The sequence below is a fragment of the Rhodanobacter sp. FW101-FHT13A11 genome, from assembly GCF_058790335.1.
Window position 1 is genome coordinate 1 of record NZ_JBYTCN010000012.1, and the last position, 19,452, is coordinate 19,452.

The 19,452-nt window shown below is 67.7% G+C and carries 18 protein-coding genes and 1 tRNA gene; 3 read left to right on the plus strand and 16 right to left on the minus strand.

What is annotated here, in order from left to right:
- Positions 1 to 138 precede the first annotated feature (138 nt).
- Positions 139 to 783: a uracil phosphoribosyltransferase gene (gene upp / locus AC3WRN_RS13350; protein ID WP_492623350.1), complete on the plus strand. Its 645-nt coding sequence runs from the start codon at positions 139 to 141 to the stop codon at positions 781 to 783.
- A 114-nt stretch (positions 784 to 897) separates the two neighbouring features.
- Here upp and pip read toward each other — a convergent pair whose 3' ends face one another.
- Both pip and AC3WRN_RS13360 read right to left on the minus strand, forming a co-directional pair.
- Positions 898 to 1,857: a prolyl aminopeptidase gene (pip, locus tag AC3WRN_RS13355; protein WP_492623351.1), complete on the minus strand. Its 960-nt coding sequence runs from the start codon at positions 1,855 to 1,857 to the stop codon at positions 898 to 900.
- Positions 1,858 to 1,919: 62 nt separating this feature from the next.
- Positions 1,920 to 3,311: an FAD-binding oxidoreductase gene (locus AC3WRN_RS13360; RefSeq protein WP_492623352.1), complete on the minus strand. Its 1,392-nt coding sequence runs from the start codon at positions 3,309 to 3,311 to the stop codon at positions 1,920 to 1,922.
- 122 nt (positions 3,312 to 3,433) lie between these two features.
- Here AC3WRN_RS13360 and serA point away from each other — a divergent pair, with 122 nt between their 5' ends.
- On the plus strand, positions 3,434 to 4,666 hold the full coding sequence (serA, locus tag AC3WRN_RS13365; RefSeq protein ID WP_068096401.1) for a phosphoglycerate dehydrogenase: 1,233 nt from the start codon (positions 3,434 to 3,436) through the stop codon (positions 4,664 to 4,666).
- A 57-nt stretch (positions 4,667 to 4,723) separates the two neighbouring features.
- Here the strand turns inward: serA and AC3WRN_RS13370 are convergent, their stop codons facing one another.
- The 11 genes from AC3WRN_RS13370 to thrS all read right to left on the minus strand — a co-directional run bounded on the left by AC3WRN_RS13370 (position 4,724) and on the right by thrS (position 13,924).
- Entirely contained in the window at positions 4,724 to 5,059 is a 336-nt protein-coding gene (locus AC3WRN_RS13370) for a hypothetical protein (RefSeq protein WP_068096400.1), read from the minus strand.
- 178 nt (positions 5,060 to 5,237) lie between these two features.
- Positions 5,238 to 5,987: a hypothetical protein gene (locus AC3WRN_RS13375; RefSeq protein WP_492623353.1), complete on the minus strand. Its 750-nt coding sequence runs from the start codon at positions 5,985 to 5,987 to the stop codon at positions 5,238 to 5,240.
- A 146-nt stretch (positions 5,988 to 6,133) separates the two neighbouring features.
- Positions 6,134 to 6,210 (minus strand) — tRNA-Pro (locus tag AC3WRN_RS13380).
- Positions 6,211 to 6,260: 50 nt separating this feature from the next.
- The gene (locus AC3WRN_RS13385) at positions 6,261 to 6,617 is read right to left on the minus strand and encodes a MerR family transcriptional regulator (protein WP_068096398.1); all 357 of its coding nucleotides are present in this window, start codon (positions 6,615 to 6,617) and stop codon (positions 6,261 to 6,263) included.
- Positions 6,598 to 6,897 carry an integration host factor subunit alpha gene (gene ihfA / locus AC3WRN_RS13390; protein WP_063089695.1) on the minus strand — a complete coding sequence of 100 codons (300 nt, stop codon included), beginning with the start codon at positions 6,895 to 6,897 and terminating at the stop codon, positions 6,598 to 6,600. The genes AC3WRN_RS13385 and ihfA overlap by 20 nt, the downstream gene beginning before the upstream one ends.
- Position 6,898: 1 nt before the next feature.
- On the minus strand, positions 6,899 to 9,328 hold the full coding sequence (gene pheT, locus AC3WRN_RS13395; protein WP_492623354.1) for a phenylalanine--tRNA ligase subunit beta: 2,430 nt from the start codon (positions 9,326 to 9,328) through the stop codon (positions 6,899 to 6,901).
- A gap of 21 nt (positions 9,329 to 9,349) precedes the next feature.
- Complete coding sequence (pheS, locus tag AC3WRN_RS13400) at positions 9,350 to 10,345, minus strand: phenylalanine--tRNA ligase subunit alpha (protein WP_492623355.1); 996 nt, start codon at positions 10,343 to 10,345, stop codon at positions 9,350 to 9,352.
- 256 nt (positions 10,346 to 10,601) lie between these two features.
- A complete protein-coding gene (rplT, locus tag AC3WRN_RS13405; protein WP_027493824.1) occupies positions 10,602 to 10,961 on the minus strand; it encodes a 50S ribosomal protein L20 in 360 nt (119 codons plus the stop codon).
- An 11-nt stretch (positions 10,962 to 10,972) separates the two neighbouring features.
- The gene (gene rpmI, locus AC3WRN_RS13410; RefSeq protein ID WP_008213504.1) at positions 10,973 to 11,170 is read right to left on the minus strand and encodes a 50S ribosomal protein L35; all 198 of its coding nucleotides are present in this window, start codon (positions 11,168 to 11,170) and stop codon (positions 10,973 to 10,975) included.
- Between the two features lie 283 nt (positions 11,171 to 11,453).
- Positions 11,454 to 11,978: a translation initiation factor IF-3 gene (gene infC, locus AC3WRN_RS13415; protein ID WP_317616006.1), complete on the minus strand. Its 525-nt coding sequence runs from the start codon at positions 11,976 to 11,978 to the stop codon at positions 11,454 to 11,456.
- A 44-nt stretch (positions 11,979 to 12,022) separates the two neighbouring features.
- Entirely contained in the window at positions 12,023 to 13,924 is a 1,902-nt protein-coding gene (gene thrS / locus AC3WRN_RS13420) for a threonine--tRNA ligase (RefSeq protein WP_068096391.1), read from the minus strand.
- A 258-nt stretch (positions 13,925 to 14,182) separates the two neighbouring features.
- On the opposite strand from thrS, the gene AC3WRN_RS13425 reads away from it, so the two are divergent.
- Positions 14,183 to 15,187 carry an NAD-dependent epimerase gene (locus AC3WRN_RS13425; RefSeq protein ID WP_492623356.1) on the plus strand — a complete coding sequence of 335 codons (1,005 nt, stop codon included), beginning with the start codon at positions 14,183 to 14,185 and terminating at the stop codon, positions 15,185 to 15,187.
- Between the two features lie 83 nt (positions 15,188 to 15,270).
- On the opposite strand, the gene AC3WRN_RS13430 is transcribed toward AC3WRN_RS13425, so the two are convergent.
- The 3 genes from AC3WRN_RS13430 to map form a co-directional block, all read right to left on the minus strand.
- Positions 15,271 to 15,720, minus strand: coding sequence for a CopD family protein (locus AC3WRN_RS13430; protein ID WP_068096388.1), 450 nt, complete (start codon positions 15,718 to 15,720; stop codon positions 15,271 to 15,273).
- A gap of 61 nt (positions 15,721 to 15,781) precedes the next feature.
- Positions 15,782 to 18,424, minus strand: coding sequence for a [protein-PII] uridylyltransferase (glnD, locus tag AC3WRN_RS13435; protein WP_492623357.1), 2,643 nt, complete (start codon positions 18,422 to 18,424; stop codon positions 15,782 to 15,784).
- A gap of 129 nt (positions 18,425 to 18,553) precedes the next feature.
- The gene (map, locus tag AC3WRN_RS13440) at positions 18,554 to 19,318 is read right to left on the minus strand and encodes a type I methionyl aminopeptidase (RefSeq protein WP_492623358.1); all 765 of its coding nucleotides are present in this window, start codon (positions 19,316 to 19,318) and stop codon (positions 18,554 to 18,556) included.
- Positions 19,319 to 19,452: the final 134 nt, after the last annotated feature.

Sequence of the window (19,452 nt, forward strand, 5' to 3'; positions counted from 1 at the left end):
CCCCCCCCCCCCCCCCCCCCCCCCCCCCCCCCCCCCCCCCCCCCCCCCCCCCACCCCCCCCCCCCCCCCCCCCCCCCTGGGTCCCGCTTCGTTAAGCTCCCCGACTGTCGCGCCCCGACGCCCGGAAGACAGCCGCCCATGAAGATCGCCGAAGTCCGCCATCCGCTGATCCAGCACAAGCTCGGCCTGATGCGCCGCGCCGGCATCAGCACCAAGGATTTCCGCGAGCTGGCCTCCGAGGTCGCCGCGCTGCTCACCTACGAGGCCACCAAGGACCTGGAAACCGTCGAGGAGCAGATCCAGGGCTGGGCCGGCCCGTTGCTGGTGCACCGGATCAAGGGCAAGAAGATCACCATCGTGCCGATCCTGCGCGCCGGCCTGGGCATGCTGCCCGGCGTGCTCGACATGATCCCGGCCGCCAAGGTCAGCGTGGTCGGCCTGCAGCGCGACGAGCATTCGCTGCAGCCGGTCGCCTACTACGAAAAACTCAGCGGCCGCATGGACGAGCGCATCGCCCTGATCGTGGACCCGATGCTGGCCACCGCCGGCACCCTGGTCGCCACCGTCGACATGCTGAAGGCGGCGGGCTGCAAGCGCATCAAGGGGCTGTTTCTGGTCGCCGCGCCGGAAGGCCTGAAGCGCATCGAGGCGGTGCATCCCGACATCGAGATCTACACCGCCGCGATCGACGAACGCCTGAACGAGCACGGCTACATCCTGCCCGGCCTCGGCGACGCCGGCGACAAGATCTTCGGCACCAAGCAGTTGCCGGCGAACGATTGACCCGACACCGACAGCGTAGGAGCCCGCTTGCGGGCGATGCTTTTGGCCGACCCCAAATGGCGATCAAGGCAGGAGCATCGCCCGCAAGCGGGCTCCTGCCCGCCATCGCTCACCTCAGCGGCGGAAGCGGTCGGTCGCCTCCACCAGCTCGTGCACGTTGCCCGGCTCGAACGCCGAGTGGCCGGCATCCTGCACGATGCGCAGGTCGGCCTCGGGCCAGGCGCGATGCAGGTCCCACGCGCTGCGCAGCGGACAGACCACGTCGTAGCGGCCCTGCACGATCACCGCCGGGATGTTGCGGATGCGCTCGACGTTGCGCAGCAACTGGTCGTCGTGCTCGAAGAAGCCGCCGTTGACGAAGTAGTGGCACTCGATGCGCGCGAACGCCAGCGCGAACTCGTCCTCGGCGCTGGACTCGATGTGCGACTTGTCCTGCCACAGGAAGCTGGTGGCGCCCTCCCATACCGACCAGGCGCGCGCCGCGTCGATGCGCGCCTTCGCGTCCGGGCCGGTCAGGCGGCGGTGGTAGGCGCTGATCAGGTCGCCGCGCTCCACTTCGGGGATCGCCGCCAGGTAGGTTTCCCACGCATCCGGATACAGCGCGTCGCAGCCCTTCTGGTAGAACCACTCCAGCTCCCAGCGGCGCAGCATGAAGATGCCGCGCAACACCAGCTCGGTGACCTTGTCCGGATGCGTCTGCGCATAGGCCAGCGCCAGCGTGGAGCCCCACGAGCCGCCGAACACCTGCCAGCGGTCGATCCCCAGATGCCGGCGCACGCGCTCGATGTCGGCGACCAGGTCCCAGGTGGTGTTGTCGGCCAGTTCGGCGTGCGGCGTGGACCGGCCGCAACCGCGCTGGTCGAACAGCACGATGCGGTAGACCGCCGGGTCGAAGAAGCGCCGGCATTTCGGATTGGTGCCGCCGCCCGGGCCGCCGTGCAGGAACACCACCGGCTTGCCGTGCGGGTTGCCGCTCTGCTCGTAGTACAGCGTGTGCAGCGGCGAGACCGGCAGGAAGCCGCTGTCGAACGGCTCGATCTCGGGATACAGCGAACGCAGCGGCGACGACGGCATGACGGCTCCCTCGAATCAACAGACAAGCCGCCAAGCCTAGCACGGGCGCGGCTTGCGGGCCTTCAGCCGTCCGCGAACAGCTTGCCCGGATTGAGGATACCGTTGGGATCGAACACCTTGCGCACGCCCCGCATCAGCGCGATTTCCGCCGCGCTGCGGGTGCTGTCCAGATACGCCCGCTTGACCAGGCCGATGCCGTGCTCGGCCGAGATGCTGCCGCCGTGGCGCTGCAGCGTCGCGGCCAGCAATGCGGTGACGTGTTCGCACTGGGCGATGAACGCGTCCTCGGCCAGGCCGTCCGGGCGCAACACGTTGATATGCAGGTTGCCGTCGCCGATATGGCCGAACCAGACCACCTCGGCCCGCGGATACTCGCGCGCCAGCAGCGCCTGCATCTCGTGCAGGAACGCCGGCACTGCACTGATCCGCACCGACACGTCGTTCTTGTACGGCCGCCGCGGCGCCAGGCTTTCGGTGATGCCCTCGCGCAGCCGCCACAACGCGGCAGCCTGCGCCTCGCTCTGCGCGATCACGCCGTCGCTGACCCAGCCACGCTCCAGCGCCTGCTCGAACGCGGCCAGAGCGGCCTCCTGCTGCCGTTCGTCGGCCGCGTCGAACTCGGTCACCACGTAGTACGGGTGGTCGCCGGCGATGGCGCGCTGCGCGCCGTGGGCCAGCACGTGCCGCAGCGCGTGGTCGGTGAAGAACTCGAACGCCTGCAGCGGCAGCCGCGTACGGAACAGCGCGAACACCTGCATCAACGCATCCATGTCCGGCAGCGCCAGCAGCATCACCTGCGACGGCGGCGGCGGGTCGGTCAGCCTGAGCGTGGCCTCCACCACGATGCCCAGGGTGCCCTCCGAGCCGACCATCAGCTGGCGGAAATCGTAGCCGCTGGAGTTCTTGATCAGGCCGCGGTTGAGTTCTAGCAATTCACCGTGGCCGGTGACCACCTTCAGCCCGGCGATCCACTCGCGCGTATTGCCGTAGCGGATCACCCGGATACCGCCGGCATTGGTGGCGATGTTGCCGCCGATCGAGCACGAGCCGCGCGCCGCAAAATCGACCGGATAGACCAGCCCATGCCCGTGCGCGGCCTCGTGCACGTGCTGCAGGATCACCCCCGGCTGCACGCTGAGCGTGCGATCGACGGCATCGAAACCCAGCACCCGGTTCATCCGCTCCAGGCTCAGCACCAGCTCGCCGTTCGCCGCCACCGCGCCGCCGGACAGGCCGGTGCGCCCGCCGGACGGCACGATCGCCACGCGCCGCTCGTTCGCCCAGCGCATGATCGCCAGCACCTCTTCCGTGCTGGCCGGCAGGGCGACCGCCAGCGGCGCGGGCGTCCAGCGGCGGGTCCAGTCGCGGCCGTAATGCTCCAGGTCGGCGGATGCGGTGAGCAGGCGCAGCCCGGGCAAGCAGCCGGACAATTCGGTGAGGCGAGGGTCGGACATGCTGGGCTCCGGAATCATGCCCACAGCCTGCCAGCCGCCTCGCGCCGCGTCCAGTGTTGCAGTGCCGCAAATCGTCTCCGACTCTGGCATAGTAGGGCCTCCACCCCTTGCCAGGACCGACGATGCAGACCTCCTACCCCCGCCAGGACATCAAGGTATTGCTGCTGGAGGGTGTCAGCGCCAGCGCGGTCGAAAGTTTCCACCGTGCCGGCTACAGCCAGGTCGAACTGCATGCGAAATCGTTGCCGGAAGCCGAACTGAAGGCGCGCATCAGCGACGCGCACATCATCGGCATCCGCTCGCGTACCCAGCTCACTGCCGAGGTGCTGGCGCAGGCCAAGCGGCTGATCGCCGTGGGCTGCTTCTGCATCGGCACCAACCAGGTGGACCTGGGCGCCGCGCGCAAGCTCGGCGTGCCCGTGTTCAACGCGCCCTATTCCAACACCCGCAGCGTGGCCGAACTGGTGATCGCCGAGGCGATCATGCTGCTGCGCGGCATCCCGCAGAAGAACGCGCAGTGCCATCGCGGCGGCTGGTCCAAGTCGGCCAGCGGCAGCTACGAAACCCGCGACAAGGTGCTGGGCATCGTCGGCTACGGCCACATCGGCACCCAGGTCGGCGTGCTGGCCGAGAGCCTGGGCATGCGGGTGATCTTCCACGACATCGAGACCAAGCTGGCGCTGGGCAATGCCCGTGCCGTCTCCAGCCTGGACGAACTGCTGGAGCGCGCCGATGTGGTCACCCTGCACGTGCCGGAAACCCCCGCCACGCAGCTGATGATTCGCCACGGGCAGCTGGCGAAGATGCGCGCCGGCGCGATGCTGATCAACGCCTCGCGTGGCAGCGTGGTGGACATCGACGCGCTGGCCGCGGCGCTGCGCGAGGGCCACCTGGCCGGCGCGGCGGTGGACGTGTTCCCGAGCGAGCCCAAGGGCAACGACGACCCCTTCGTCTCGGCGCTGGTCGGCATGGACAACGTGATCCTCACGCCGCACATCGGCGGCAGCACGCTGGAGGCGCAGGACAACATCGGCATCGAGGTCGCCAGCAAGCTGATCCGCTACAGCGACAACGGCTCGACCCTGTCGGCGGTGAACTTCCCGGAAGTCACCCTGCCCGAGCACCCGCACAGCCGCCGCCTGCTGCACATCCACCGCAACGTGCCGGGCATGTTGTCGCGCATCAACGAACTGTTCTCGGCCGGCAACATCAATATCGACGCGCAGTTCCTGCAAACCGACGGCGAAGTCGGCTACGTGGTGATCGACGTCAGCGCCGACGAGGCCCAGGCCAGCGACCTGAAGGCGAAGCTGGCGGCGATCCCGGGCACGCTGCGTAGCCGCGTGCTGTACTGACGACACGAGGGGCGCCGCAGCGCCCCTCGTGTCACCACCGCGACACGCCGGCCGATCTCAGTGGCCGATGTCCTTGCTGACCTGGTTTTCCTGCTGGTTCAGCGTCTTCTGTTCCTGCTTGGTGACGTGGCTGTGGTCCTGGCTGGCCATGTCGCGCTCTTCCTGGCGGATCTGGCGATCGTCCTGGTGCAGCTTGGCCGCCTGGGCCTTGCTCATGTCGCCTTCCTTCACTTCTTCATGGATGCGCGCGTTCTGGCGATGCAGGCGGTTGTTGACCTGTTCGCGGCGCGGATGGTGCTTCTGCCACTTGGTGTCGACGTCCTTCGCGACGCACACGGTCGTGCCCGCGACGGCAACCAGCAGGGTGGCGACAAGCAGGGACTGGATCTTCATGGTGTGTCTCCGTCGGTTCTGGTTTGGGATGACGGACACCGGCGCCACCGGCGTCCGTGAGGCGCATCCTACGGAGCTGTTCCGACGCGGCGCCAGTGGGTCGCACGCGCCGCCCATGCCTGCGGTTCAGATGCCTTCCTGGGGACTGAACGCAAGAATTAGCGATGCGCTCTTCGCGTCAACCGGAGCGGCCGGATACGCGTGTCCGCCTGGTTTGGGCAGGCCTGCCTGCCGCCATCTTTTTCTCCGACGCCAGCTTCGCCGCGGCGGCGCCTGCCGATCCCTTGCGCGCGCCGGCCGACTTGGCAGAGACACGGCTGCGCTCCAGGCGACGCTCCTCGCGGAACGCGTCCGCATAGGCCTTCAACTCGTCGCGCTTCTTCGCGCTGGCGTCCGGCCCGGAAAGCCGACCCTCGTCGATGCCCCGCAGCATCCGCTGCAGCAGGTCGTAGTCGTGGTAATCGCGGTAAGGCTTGAGGTCGAGATCCGCCGGCACCCTGGTCAGGCGCTCGTCGCCGACCGACTTCACGTACTTCTGCATGAAGCGGTCGTAGGCGGCCCAGGTGATCCGCTCGGCGTTCACCGCCGCTTCCTCGGCGCGCGTCGCGATCTGGTGCGCATGCAGATAGTGCAGGCCCAACTGGTCGATCAGGGTCTTTTCCACTTCCTCGTGCAGGATCAGGAAGCGGTCCACCTCGACGGTGCGCCCGCGGAACGTGAAGCTCTTCGGCAGGTGACGGTCGATGTAGATGGTCTTGCCGTCCTTGCTGTAGCCGGCGAGGTAGGGAATGTCGTGCGTGCGGTCGAGCTTCTTCACCCGTCGCAGGATCGCGTCCAGCGCACGATCCAGCATCAACGCCGAAACGTACCAGTCGGGAGCCTTCAACTTCACGTGCGGCGCGCAGGGATGACAGCTGTTCGACGGCATGACGGTATCTCCCGGATGTGGAAAGCTCCAGCCGGAGCCTACCCCACGGCACGCACCCGGTGCACCACCGTCTTGCCCGGCCGCATGCACCGCCGGCGAAAACAGGAAACGGCGCCAGGGCGCCGTTTCTGTCGAATCTTCCGAATTGGTCGGGGCGGCCGGATTCGAACCGACGACCCTCTGCCCCCCAGGCAGATGCGCTACCAGGCTGCGCTACGCCCCGACGCTACGGCAAGCTGGCAAGTCTAGCAGCTTGTGCAGGCGGTCCGGAAGTCAGCGGCGCAGCAGCGCCAGCACTTCCTCCAGTTCCATCCGCACCTGGCGCACGATCTGGTGCGACATGCTCGCCTCCATCCGCGCCTGCGGGCCTTCCAGCCGCGCGCGCGCGCCGGTGATGGTGAACCCTTCGTCGTACAGCAGCGAACGGATCTGGCGGATCATCAGCACGTCGTGGCGCTGATAATAGCGGCGGTTGCCGCGGCGCTTGACCGGATTGAGCGCGGGAAACTCCTGCTCCCAGTAGCGCAGCACGTGGGGCTTCACACCGCACAACTCGCCGACCTCACCGATGGTGAAGTAGCGCTTGGCCGGGATGGCAGGCAGTTCGGTGTTATTCCCTTGGTCCAGCATAGCCCTCGACTCTTACCTTGAGTTTCTGCCCTGGCCGGAACGTCACCACGCGCCGGGCGGAGATCGGGATCTCCTCGCCGGTCTTCGGGTTGCGCCCCGGCCGCTGGTTCTTCAGCCGCAGGTCGAAGTTGCCGAAACCGGACAGCTTCACCTGCTCGCCGCTTTCCAGGGCTTCGCGGACCACCTCGAAGTAGGCGTCCACGAATTCCTTCGCCTCGCGCTTGTTGAGGCCCACGTCGAGGAAAAGCCGCTCGGCCATTTCCGCCTTGGTCAGCGCCATCTCATCCTCGCAGCTTCGCCTTGCATGATTGCTCCAACGCAGCTATCGCTTCACGTACGCAACGGTCCGCGTCGTCGTCGGTAAGGGTGCGTGAAGCGTCCTGCAAAATCAAGCCCATAGCGAGGCTTTTTCGGCCTGCTTCGACTCCCTTGCCGCTGTAGCGGTCGAACAGGCGCAATTCCTTCAGTCGCTCGCCCAGCGTGCGGCGGACCGTCTGCTCGATCTGTGACCAGCTGACCGATTCCGGCAGGTCCACCGCGATGTCGCGGCGCACCGCGGGGAACCTTGGCACCGCCCGTGCCTGCGGCAGGCGGCGCGCCAGCAGCGGCTCCAGGGCCAGCTCCAGCACGTGCACGTCGGCACCCAGGTCCAACACCCTGGCCAGCTGCGGGTGCAGCGCGCCCAGGTAGCCCGCCGTCACGCCATCGCGGACGATCCGCGCGCCACGACCCGGATGCAGCCAGCCCGGCAGGCCGTCGGCATGCACCGACCAGCGCTGCGGCTCGCCGCCCCAGGCGATCAGGGCGTCCAGGTCGCCCTTGAGGTCGTGGAAGTCCAGCGGACGCGCCAGCTCGCCCCACTGCTCGGCACGGGCATTGCCGCAGGCCACGATGGCCAGGCTTGGCGTTTCCACCGGGGGACCGCTTTGTTGAGAAGTCCGGCCAGGGATGGCCAGTTCTTCGCGCGGGGATGCGCCTTGATGAAATACCCGCGCCAGCTCGAACAGCCGCACCCGCTCCTGCTGGCGCGCGCGGTTGTGGCGCAGCGCCTCGATCAGCCCCGGCAGCAACGATGGCCGCATGATCGCCAGGTCGGCCGACAGCGGATTGGCCAGCGGCACCAGCCGCTCGGTGAAGCCCCAGTCCGCCAGCAGGTCGGCCGCCACGAACGACAGATTGACGGCCTCGTAGTAGTCGCGCGCGGCCAGTTGCTCGCGCAGCGCCAGCTCGCCGATGCGCGCCTCCGGCTCGATCGCCAGGGTCAGCGCGCCGGCCGGCGTCGCGGTGGGAATGTTGTCGTAGCCGAAGATCCGCGCGACCTCCTCGATCAGGTCCTCCTCGCGCTCGATGTCGAAGCGGCTGCTTGGCGCGGTGATCCGCCAGCCGTCGGCGGTCGCCTCCACCCGCATGCCCAGCGCGGTGAAGATGCGTGCCACTTCGGCATCGGCCACGTCCACGCCGAGCACGCGCTTCAGGCGCGCACGACGCAAGGGGACCGGCGCGGGCCGCGGCAGGTCGGCCGGGTTCTCCGCCACCAGCACGGGGCCGGCCCGGCCGCCGGCGATCGCCAGCAGCAATTCGGTGGCACGCTCCAGCGCACGATGCGGCAGCTCGGGATCGACGCCGCGCTCGAAGCGGTGCGAGGCATCGGTGTGCAGGCCCAGCTTGCGGGCACGGCCCATGATCGCGGCCGGCGCGAAGTGCGCGGACTCCAGGAAGACGTTGCGGGTGGCGTCGGTGACGCGCGAATCGTAGCCGCCCATCACGCCGGCTACCGCCAGTGGCTTCTTCTCGTCGGCGACCAGCACGAACCCTTCGTCCAGCTTCGCCTCGCAGCCGTCGAGCAGCTTCAGCGTCTCGCCGCTGCGCGCGTGGCGCACCACGACGTCGCCTTCCAGCGTGTCGTTGTCGAACGCATGCAGCGGCTGGCCCAGTTCCAGCATCACGTAGTTGGTGACGTCGACCACCGCGCTGATCGGGCGCAGGCCGGCACGGCGCAGGCGCTCGGCCAGCCACAGCGGCGTGCGTGCGGCCGGGTCGATGCCCTCGACGATGCGGCCGAGATAGCGCGGCGCATCCTTGCCGGCTTCCAGCCGGATGCCGCGACGGGCCTCGCTGGTCACCGCTGCCGGCCCCTGCTCGCCGGTTTTCACGCGGCTGCCGAACAGCGCGGCCACGTCGTGCGCGAGGCCGTAGAGGCCCAGGCAATCCGGACGGTTCGGGGTGAGCTTCAGCTCGATGCTGGCATCGGGCAGGCCGAGGTAGCCCGCCAGCGGCTGGCCGACCGGCGCATCCGGCGGCAACTCCAGCAGGCCCGAGGCGTCGGCGTCGAGGCCCAGCTCCTTGGCCGAGCACAACATGCCGAACGACTCCACGCCGCGCAGCTTGGCCGCCTTGATCGTGATGCCGCCCGGCAGGACCGCGCCCACCGTGGCCAGCGGCACCTTGATGCCCACGCGCGCATTCGGCGCGCCGCAGACGATCGTGAGCGGCGCGCCCTGCCCCGCATCCACCTTGCACACCCGCAGGCGGTCGGCTTCCGGGTGTTTTTCGGCGGCGACGATCTCGGCCACCACCACGCCATCAAGGCCATCGCCCAGCGGGGTGAGCTCTTCGACTTCGAGGCCGGCCATGGTCAGCGCATGGGCCAGGGTGGCGCGGTCCGCCCGGATCTCGACCAGCTCGCGCAGCCAGTTTTCGGAAAATTTCATGTCGTGTCCCTTGCCTGGCGTTTACGCGAACTGCTTCAGGAACCGCAAATCGTTCTCGAAGAACGCACGCAGATCGGTGACGCCGTAGCGCAGCATGGCGAAGCGCTCGACGCCCAGGCCGAAGGCGAAGCCGGTGTAGCGTTCCGGATCGATGCCGCAGTTCTTCAGCACGTTCGGATGCACCATGCCGCAACCCAGCACCTCGAGCCAGCGCGTCGAACCGCCCTCCGCGTCCCAGCGGATGTCCACCTCGGCCGAGGGTTCGGTGAACGGGAAATAGCTGGGGCGGAAGCGCATCTCGAAGTCGCGCTCGAAGAACGCGCGGATGAACTCGGCCAGCGTCCCCTTCAGATCGGCGAAGCTGGAGGTCTCGTCGACCAGCAGGCCTTCGATCTGGTGGAACATCGGCGAATGGGTCTGGTCCGAATCGCTGCGGTAGACCTTGCCCGGCGCGATGATGCGGATCGGCGGCTGGCGACCGGCCATCGAACGGATCTGCACCGGCGAGGTATGCGTGCGCAACAGGCGGCCGTCGCCGAAGTAGAAGGTGTCGTGCATCGCGCGCGCCGGATGGTGCGGCGGGAAATTCAGCGCCTCGAAGTTGTGCCAGTCGTCCTCGATCTCCGGACCGTCGGCGCGCTGGTAGCCGAGCCGCGCGAAGATCGAGGCGATGCGTTCCAGCGCGCGGGTGATCGGATGGATGCCGCCGCGCGCGCCATCGCGCCCGGGCAGCGTGATGTCGAGCTTCTCGGAGGCAAGGCGACGATCGAGTTCGGCCTGCTCCAGGCTCGCTTTGCGTGCACCCAGGGCGTCGGACAGGCGCTCCTTGACCTTGTTGACCTCGGCGCCGCGCAGCTTGCGCTCCTCCGGCGCCAGCATGCCCAGCGTCTTCAGCGCGGCGGTGACGGTGCCGTTCTTGCCCAACAGTCCGACGCGCAGCGCGTCGAGCGCCTCCAGCGTGTCGGCCTTGTCGATTTCGGCCAACGCCTGCGCAGCGCGGCTGTCCAGATCATCCATAGTGATGCGCTTCTCGCTGCTTCCCCTCTCCCCTTCGGGGAGAGGGCAGGGTGAGGGGCCACTCTTGCGTTGTCGCCGGTTCGAAGCATGCTTTTGATAAAGGATGGGGCAAGCCCCGAACCCTCACCTCAATCCTCTCCCAAAAGGAGAGGAGGCAATCGCAGAGAGCATTTTTCCAACAAAAACGGGGAGGAGGCGTTGGCCTCCTCCCCGCTTGCTTTACATCATATCGTGCTGGCGCCGCAGCGCCCGACGATCAAGCGGCCAGACTGGCCTTCGCTTTCTCGGCGATCGCGCCAAACGCCTTGATGTCGTGCACGGCGATATCGGCGAGGACCTTGCGGTCGACCGTGATGCCGGCCTTGCTCAGGCCATTGATCAGGCGGCTGTAGGACAGGCCGAACATGCGCGCGGCGGCGTTGATGCGGACGATCCACAACGCACGGAACTGGCGCTTGCGCTGCTTGCGGCCGATGTACGCGTACTGGCCGGCCTTGACGACGGCCTGGTTGGCGACGCGGAAGACCTTGCGGCGGGCGTTGTAGTAGCCCTTGGCGCGGCCGATGATTTTCTTGTGACGACGACGGGCGGTGACGCCACGCTTTACACGAGCCATGGTCTATCTCCTCACAAGTACGGCAGCATGCGAGCCACGCCCGGGGCGTCGCACGCCTTGAGGTGGTTCGGGGCACGGAGACCACGCTTCAGCTTGGTCGACTTCTTGGTCAGGATGTGCGACTTGAACGCGTGGCCGCACTTGATCTTGCCCGACGCGGTCTTGCGAAAACGCTTCGCCGCCGCCCGGTTGGTCTTGATCTTGGGCATGGTAATGCTCCTTGTGTGGGACTCGTCCGCTCGGGACGGCCCGGTTTCTGACTGATCTGGCGGCGGCATCCCGGGAGGGATCTGGCCACGCTTTCCTTCCTGCCATGATCGGTGCACGACCCTTCCAGGCGGGTCGAACAGGCGATTATACGGAGTTCAGCCCCCGGATACCAGTAGGAGCGCACCCAGTGCGCGAATGCTCTTGGCACCGATCGCCATCAGAGCATCGCGCACAGGGTGCGCTCCTACCGGAAGCAACCCGGCGCGATGGGCGCCGTGATGCCTATTTCTTCTTCGGGCCGATCATCATGACCATCTGGCGCCCTTCCAGCCGCGGGAAGGACTCGACCAGGCCGTTCTCGCCGACGTCTTCCTGGATCTTCTTGGCCAGGTTCTGGCCCAGGTCCTGGTGCGACATCTCGCGGCCGCGGAAGCGGATGGTGACCTTGACCTTGTCGCCTTCCTCGAGGAAGCGAAGCATGTTGCGCAGCTTGATCTGGTAGTCGCCCACGTCCGTGACCGGACGGAACTTCACTTCCTTGATCTCGACCTGCTTCTGCTTCTTCTTGGCGGCCTGCGCCTTCTTCTGGGCTTCGAACTTGAACTTGCCGTAATCCATGATGCGGCAGACCGGCGGATCGCCGTTCGGCTGGATCTCGACCAGATCCATGCCCGCTTCCTCGGCCGCGCGCAGCGCCTCGTCACGGGAGAGAATGCCGAGCTGTTCGGAATCCGGGCCGATCACGCGCACGCGCGGCACGCGGATTTCCAGGTTACGACGATTGCCCTTGTTGTCGGTGGTAGCGATACCACGATCCTCCAGAAGAAGTGATGAAACAGACCGCCCGGCGCTCAGCGCCGGATTTCGGTCTCCAGTCGTTCCACGAAGCCGGCCAGCGGCATGCTGCCCAGGTCCTCGCCGGAACGGGTACGCACGGAAACGGCACCCGTCTCCTTCTCGCGATCACCGACCACGAGAAGATAAGGCACTTTCTGCAGCGTATGCTCGCGGATTTTATAGCCGACTTTCTCGTTGCGCAAATCCGATTGTACCCGGAAACCTTTGTCGACAAGGGTTTGCGTCACTTCGCGGACGTAATCGGCCTGCGCATCGGTGATATTGATCACCACCGCCTGTACCGGGGCCAGCCAGGCCGGCAGCAGGCCGGCGTGGTGCTCGATCAGGATGCCGATGAAACGCTCCATCGAACCCACGATGGCCCGGTGCAGCATCACCGGATGCCGCTTCTGCGAATGCTCGTCCACGTACTCGGCGCCGAGCCGCTCGGGCATCATGAAATCGACCTGCATGGTGCCGACCTGCCAGGCCCGGCCGATCGAGTCCTTCATGTGGTACTCGATCTTGGGACCGTAGAACGCGCCCTCGCCCGGCAGTTCCTCCCAGGCCACGCCGGCGGCGGAGAGCGCCGCGCGCAAGGCCGCCTCGGCGCGATCCCACACCGCATCGTCGCCGATGCGCTTGTCCGGGCGCAGAGCGATCTTCAGGCCGATGTCCTCGAAGCCGAAGTCCGCGTAGACCTGCATCGCCTGCCGGTGGAACGCGGTGACTTCCGACTCGATCTGTCCGGCGGTGCAGAAGATGTGGCCGTCGTCCTGGGTGAACGCGCGCACGCGCATGATGCCGTGCAGCGCGCCGGACGGCTCGTTGCGGTGGCAGCCGCCGAACTCGCCGTAGCGGATCGGCAGTTCGCGGTAGCTGTGCAGGCCGGTGTTGAACACCTGCACGTGGCCCGGGCAGTTCATCGGCTTCAGCGCGTAGGTACGCTTCTCCGACTCGGTGAAGAACATGTTTTCCTGGTAGTTGTCCCAGTGCCCGGATTTCTTCCACAGCGACACGTCCAGCACCTGCGGGCAGCGCACCTCCTGGTAGCCGCTCTTCCTGTACACGCCGCGCATGTACTGCTCGACCTGCTGCCAGATCGCCCAGCCGTTCGGGTGCCAGAACACCATGCCCGGACTCTCTTCCTGCTGGTGGAACAGGTCGAGTTGCCTGCCGATCTTGCGATGGTCGCGCTTCTCGGCCTCCTCCAGTTGGAGCAGCCAGGCCTTGAGGTCCTTGTCGTTGAGCCAGGCGGTGCCGTAGATGCGGCTGAGCATCGCGTTGTTCGAATCACCGCGCCAGTACGCGCCGGCCACCTTCATCAGCTTGAACGAGTGCAGCTTGCCGGTGTTCGGCACGTGCGGGCCGCGGCACAGGTCGGTGAACTCGCCTTGCGTGTACAGCGACAGGTCCTCGCTGGCCGGAATGCCCTCGATGATCTCCGCCTTGAAGTTTTCGCCGATGCCGCGGAAGAACGCCACCGCCTCGTCGCGCGACTTCACGCTGCGCGTCACCGGCAGTTGCTCGGCGACGATCTTGTGCATCTCCGCCTCGATCCTGGGCAGGTCGTCCGGGGTGAACGGGCGTTCGTAGGCGAAGTCGTAATAGAAGCCGTTGTCGATCACCGGGCCGATCGTGACCTGCGCGCCCGGGAACAGCCGCTGCACCGCCTGGCCCATCAGGTGCGCGGTGGAGTGGCGCAGGATCTCCAGCGCCTCGGGACTCTTCTCGGTGACGATCTGCACACTGGCGTCATGCTCGATCGGGAAGCTGGCGTCGACCAGCCGGCCGTCGACCTTGCCGGCCAGGGTCGCCTTGGCCAGGCCGGCGCCGATCGAGGCGGCCACGTCCTGCACGGTGACCGGATGGTCGAACGGTTTCCTGCTGCCGTCGGGTAGCGTGATTTCAATCATGGAGGTTTCTCTGGAAAAGCAAAAAAGGGCATGACGCCCTTTCTTTGATGACGAAGAAACGAAGGCGTGCTGGCGGTCAGTCGTGGAAGCGGGTAGTTGCCATGTCGCACACTCGGCCGGCGCGCAGCGCGGGCCACCTTGTCTGGTGATGGATGCAGAAACGCTAGTTTAGCCTGGATGGCCTGTCAATCCGCAGCCGGCGTGGCTTCGCCGGCCGTCGGCGGCGATACAATGCCCGCGATCTCCCGAGGACACTCCATGCGCATCCTGGTCACCGGCACCGCCGGCTTCATCGGCGCCGCCCTGGCGCAGCGCCTGCTGGCGCGCGGCGACGTGGTCCACGGCTACGACAACCACAACGACTATTACGATCCGGCGCTGAAGGAAGCCCGCCTGGCGCGCTTCATCGACCACCCGAACTACACCCACCAGCGCGCCGACCTGGCCGATGCGGGCGCGGTGAACCATGCGTTCGCCACGTTCGGGCCGCAGCGCGTGGTGAACCTCGCCGCGCAGGCCGGCGTGCGCTATTCGCTGAAGAACCCGCAGGCCTACGTGTCGAGCAACCTGGTCGGTTTCGTCAACATCCTCGAAGCCTGCCGCCACGGCGCCGTGGAGCACCTGGTCTACGCCTCGTCCAGCTCGGTCTACGGCGCCAACCGCAAGCTGCCGTTCGCGGTGGAGGACGCGGTCGACCACCCGGTCAGCCTGTACGCCGCCAGCAAGAAGGCGAACGAGCTGATGGCGCACACCTACAGCCACCTGTACGGCCTGCCCACCACCGGCCTGCGCTTCTTCACCGTGTACGGGCCGTGGGGACGGCCGGACATGTCGCCGATGCTGTTCGCCGACCGGATCAGCCGCGGCGAACCGATCGACGTGTTCAACTTCGGCCGCCACAGCCGCGACTTCACCTACGTCGACGACATCGTCAAGGGCGTGATCCGCACGCTGGACCACCCGGCCGAACCGGACCCGGCTTATGACGCCGAGCGGCCGAACCCCGGCACCTCGAGCGCGCCGTACCGCGTCTACAACCTCGGCAACGACCAGCCGGTGCAGCTGCTGCGCTTCATCGAGCTGCTGGAACAGAACCTCGGCCGTACCGTGGAAAAGCGCCTGCTGCCGATGCAGCCGGGCGACGTGCCGGACACCTGGGCCGACGTGTCGGCGCTGCGCCGTGACGTGGGCTACGCGCCGCATACCTCGATCGAGGATGGCGTGGCGCGCTTCGTCGCGTGGTACCGCGAGTACTACAACTGACGTGTAGGAGCGCACCCTGTGCGCGATGGCTCTTCGTCACGTAACGGAAAGCTCGCGCACAGGGTGCGCTCCTACACGCCACCTCAAAACGGCTTGGCAATTACCAGCCAGATCACGCCCAGCAGCAGCAGCACCGGCGGCTCGTTGAGCCAGCGCAGCGCGCGCGAGGACGGCAGCGCGCCGCCCTTTTCGCTGCGCTTGAGCAGCCGCCCGGCCCAGATGAAGTACGCCAGCAGCACGGCGACCAGGGTCAGCTTGGCGTCGATCCAGTGCGTGCCGGCGGTCACGTTTGGCAACGTCTGCGGAAACACGCGCCAGCCCTGCCACAGGGTCAGGCCGAACAGGAACGCGATGCCGAACATGTTGTGGCCGAACTTGTACAGCCGCCGCCCCATCAGCTGCAGCCGCGCCAGCACCGCCGGCTCGTCCGCCGCCTCGGCCATGTTCACCAGGATCCGCGGCAGGTAGAACACCGTGGCCATCCAGGCGATCACGAACAGCAGGTGCAACGACTTGATCAGCAGGTAGGTCATGGCGAAGCCGCGTGGCCGCTGCAATGCGCAGCGGCTGCGATGATAACGCGCAGGCCGCCGCTCAATCCCGCGCCGGACCGATCCGTTCCAGCAGCGCCTGCAACAGGCGCCCCTGCAGCGCCTCGTCGAGCGGCGCGTCGTGGCGGTCGGTGAGCTGGAAGAAATCCTCCACGCGCTCGCCGAAGGTGGCGATACGCGCGTCGTGCACGCGTACCCCGGTGGCCAGCATCACCTGCGCCACCGCGGCCAGCAGGCCGGGACGGTCGGCACCGATCAGGGCCAGCTGGGTGCGGCCGCCGGCGGCGTGGAAACTGATCTGCGGGGTCATCTGGAAATGCTTCTGGTGGCGCGACATGCCGCGCTTGCTCGGCTGCACGCCGGCCGATTGCGCCAGCGCGCGCTGCAGCCGCTGCTGCAATTCCTCCGCGCGCGCCGCGCTCACCGGCTGCTGGCTGTCCGCGTCGAGCAGCAGGAGGGTATCCAGTGCCATCCCGGTCGTCGAGCTGAGGATGCGCGCCTCCAGCACCGAAAAACGCAACCGGTCCAGCACCGCGGTGATGGTGGCGAACAGGCCGTCGCGATCGGGCGTGTAGACGAACAGCTCGGTGCTGCCGCGCACCGACAGCGGATGCACGGCCACCAGCGGCAGCGCGCCCTGCGCCCGCAGGATCGCCGCGGTCTGCCAGGCGATCTGCTCCGGCCGGTGGCGCAGGAAGCTGAGCTGGGGGAAGTCGGCCCAGACCCGCACCACGTCGGCCTCGGCATGCCCCTCGTTCAGCAGCAGCGCCAGCGCATATTCGGAGCATTCGCGCGCGCGCACGCCGATGTCGCGCGGCAGTTCCACGTCGCTGCGCAGGGCGTAGCGCGTGCTGGTGCACAAGTCGGCGAGCAGGCGGTCCTTCCAGCCGTTCCACAGCCGCGGGCTGGTGCCGATGATGTCGGCCACGGTGAGCAGGTACAGCTGGCCTAGCCGCTCGCGGCTGCCGACCACGTCGGCGAACCGGTGCACCACGTCCGGGTCGGTGATGTCCTGGCGCTGCGCGGTGGTGCTCATCAGCAGGTGCCAGCGCACCAGCCAGGCGACCCGCTCGACGTCGGCCGGCGGCAGCCCGAGCCGGCTGCAGAACGCCCGCGCATCCTCCGCGCCGAGCACCGAATGGTCGCCGCCGCGCCCCTTGGCGATGTCGTGGAACAACCCCGCCAGCAACATCACTTCCGGGGCGGGCAGGCCGTGCCATATCTCGCAGCCGAGCGGAAACTCGCGCTTCGCCGCCGGGTCGGCGAAGCGCGCCAGGTTGCGCAGCACGCGCAGGGTGTGTTCATCGACCGTGTAGACATGGAACAGGTCGTACTGCATGCGCCCGAACACCTTGCCGAACGCCGGCAGGATCGCCGCCAGCAGGCCGTGCCGGTTCATCCGCCACAGTGCCTCCACCGCCGGCGCGCCACGGCGCAGCAGCTGCAGGAACGCGGCCAGCACCTCGCCGTCGTCGGCCAGCGCATCGCCATGCGCGGCGGTGGCCTGGTGGATGCGGCGCATGGTGTCGGCGCTGAAGCCGACCACACCGGGCTGGTCCAGCCGCGCGATGAAGATCTCCACCAGGGCAGCCGGCCGGCGCATGAACAGCTGCGGGTCGCGCGCCGCCAGGCGCTTGCCGTAGCGGATGAAGTCGGCACCCACGGGCACCGCCTCGCCCGGGGGCTCCAGCATTTCCACGAAGCGCTCGGCGACCTGCATGCCGAGCCGCTCGACCTGGCTGGCGGCGCGGTAATAGCCCTGCATGAACTGCTCGACGCCGAGGTTTCTTTCGTGTTCGTCCTCGAAGCCCAGCCGCGCGGCCAGCGCACGCTGGTAGTCGAACAGCAACCGCTCCTCGGGCCGGCCCGCCTCCAGGTGCAGCGCGTAACGGTAGCGGCGCAAAGTGGCCTCGGACTGCTCCAGCGCGGACTGCTCGGCCGGATCGAGCAACCCTTCCGCCACCATGTCGGCGAGTTCGCCCGCATGCGCCAGCCGCCGGCCCAGCCAGCGCAGCGAATCAAGCGTGCGCAGGCCGCCGGGCCCGTCCTTGAGGTTCGGTTCGAGGTTGTAGGCGGTGTCGTCGAAACGGGCGTGACGGGCATCGCGCTCGGCCAGCCGCGCCGCCAGGTACGCCGGCGCCGGCCACAGCGCGGGATCGTCGACCACGGCACGCAGCCGCGTATCGAATGCCGGGTCGCCCGCCAGCCGACGGGCGTCCAGCAGGCTGGTGAACACGCTAGCGTCCTGCGCGGCCAGCGTGCGGCACTGCGCCGGGTCGCGTACCGCATGGCCCACCTTCAGGCCGATATCCCACAACGTGGCAAAAAACTGCTCCAGCGCGCGCCGCCGGGCCGGCTCCGGCGCCTGCACCAGGGCCAGCAGGTCCACGTCCGAATACGGAAACAGCAGGCCACGGCCGTAGCCGCCGACCGCGAACAGCGCCGCCCCGGTCACGTCGCCGAGGCAGGCCGTCCATACGTGCGCCACCACCCGGTCGACCGATTCGCCGCGCCGCCGCGCCAGCATGCTGGCATCGGCGCCGTCGCGAAACGCCGTGGCCAGCACCCGGTCGACGTCGCCCAGCAATTGCCGCAGTGCCCGCCGCGCGTCGGCCGAGACGCCCGAACGCGGCACCGCCGCCGGCAGGCGCGGCAAGGGAGGAAGTACTGGGGAGCCGGTCGGCATGCGAAAAGCGGGGAGTGAGTGAAGAGAAGTGAGGAGTGAGAGGGGCAGTCTGCCATGTCTCCACGGCATCCGGCTTCAGGCGCCGCGTGCCCGGCTCTCGTTTCTCGCCCCTCTCCACTCACTCCTGCTTCAAGCGTCGGGCCAGGGCGTGAGGATCTCGAAGCCGTTATCGGTGACCGCGATGGTGTGCTCCCATTGCGCCGACAGCGAATGGTCCTTGGTGACCACCGTCCAGCCGTCCGGCAGCTGGCGGGTCTGCGGCTTGCCGGCGTTGATCATCGGCTCGACGGTGAAGGTCATGCCCTTCTTCAGCTCCACCCCGGTGCCGGGCTTGCCGTAGTGCAACACCTGCGGCTCGTCGTGGTAGACCTTGCCGATGCCGTGCCCGCAGTACTCGCGCACCACCGAAAAGCCGGCCGCCTCGGCATGCTGCTGGATCGCGTGACCGATGTCGCCCAGGGTGGCGCCGGGGCGCACCGCCTGGATGCCGCGCATCATCGCCTCGAAGGTGGTGTCGACCAGCCGCCTGGCCAGCACCGACGGGGTGCCGGCGACGTACATGCGGCTGGTGTCGCCGTGCCAGCCGTCCTTGATCACGGTGACGTCGAGGTTGACGATGTCGCCGTCCTTGAGCACCTTGCCCTCGTTCGGGATGCCATGGCAGATCACGTGGTTGACCGAGGTGCACAGGGTCTTCGGGAAGCCGTGGTAGCCGACGTTGGCAGGAATCGCCTTCTGCACGTTCACGATGTGCTCGTAGGCGCGCCGGTCCAGTTCCTCGGTGGTGACGCCGGGTTTGACGTATTCCTTGAGCATCGCCAGCACTTCGGCCGCCAGCTTGCCGGCGACGCGCATGCCTTCGAGGTCTGCGGGGGATTTCAGGGTAATGGCCATGGATTCCACTTCATATGGCGACAGAAGCCCAGGAAATCCAGCAACTTGCCGCGCCGCCGGCGGACCGGCTACAATTTCGGAGTTTTGCAGACCTGACAGGCCCGTCTTGACGGCCCGGCCAGCGCAAAGCGAAC

Coding starts and splice junctions, on each gene's coding strand:
- upp (WP_492623350.1), top strand. CDS start 139: ATGAAGATCGCCGAAGTCCGCCATCCGCTGATCCAGCACAAGCTCGGC.
- pip (WP_492623351.1), bottom strand. CDS start 1,857: ATGCCGTCGTCGCCGCTGCGTTCGCTGTATCCCGAGATCGAGCCGTTC.
- AC3WRN_RS13360 (WP_492623352.1), bottom strand. CDS start 3,311: ATGTCCGACCCTCGCCTCACCGAATTGTCCGGCTGCTTGCCCGGGCTG.
- serA (WP_068096401.1), top strand. CDS start 3,434: ATGCAGACCTCCTACCCCCGCCAGGACATCAAGGTATTGCTGCTGGAG.
- AC3WRN_RS13370 (WP_068096400.1), bottom strand. CDS start 5,059: ATGAAGATCCAGTCCCTGCTTGTCGCCACCCTGCTGGTTGCCGTCGCG.
- AC3WRN_RS13375 (WP_492623353.1), bottom strand. CDS start 5,987: ATGCCGTCGAACAGCTGTCATCCCTGCGCGCCGCACGTGAAGTTGAAG.
- AC3WRN_RS13385 (WP_068096398.1), bottom strand. CDS start 6,617: ATGCTGGACCAAGGGAATAACACCGAACTGCCTGCCATCCCGGCCAAG.
- ihfA (WP_063089695.1), bottom strand. CDS start 6,897: ATGGCGCTGACCAAGGCGGAAATGGCCGAGCGGCTTTTCCTCGACGTG.
- pheT (WP_492623354.1), bottom strand. CDS start 9,328: ATGAAATTTTCCGAAAACTGGCTGCGCGAGCTGGTCGAGATCCGGGCG.
- pheS (WP_492623355.1), bottom strand. CDS start 10,345: ATGGATGATCTGGACAGCCGCGCTGCGCAGGCGTTGGCCGAAATCGAC.
- rplT (WP_027493824.1), bottom strand. CDS start 10,961: ATGGCTCGTGTAAAGCGTGGCGTCACCGCCCGTCGTCGTCACAAGAAA.
- rpmI (WP_008213504.1), bottom strand. CDS start 11,170: ATGCCCAAGATCAAGACCAACCGGGCGGCGGCGAAGCGTTTTCGCAAG.
- thrS (WP_068096391.1), bottom strand. CDS start 13,924: ATGATTGAAATCACGCTACCCGACGGCAGCAGGAAACCGTTCGACCAT.
- AC3WRN_RS13425 (WP_492623356.1), top strand. CDS start 14,183: ATGCGCATCCTGGTCACCGGCACCGCCGGCTTCATCGGCGCCGCCCTG.
- AC3WRN_RS13430 (WP_068096388.1), bottom strand. CDS start 15,720: ATGACCTACCTGCTGATCAAGTCGTTGCACCTGCTGTTCGTGATCGCC.
- glnD (WP_492623357.1), bottom strand. CDS start 18,424: ATGCCGACCGGCTCCCCAGTACTTCCTCCCTTGCCGCGCCTGCCGGCG.
- map (WP_492623358.1), bottom strand. CDS start 19,318: ATGGCCATTACCCTGAAATCCCCCGCAGACCTCGAAGGCATGCGCGTC.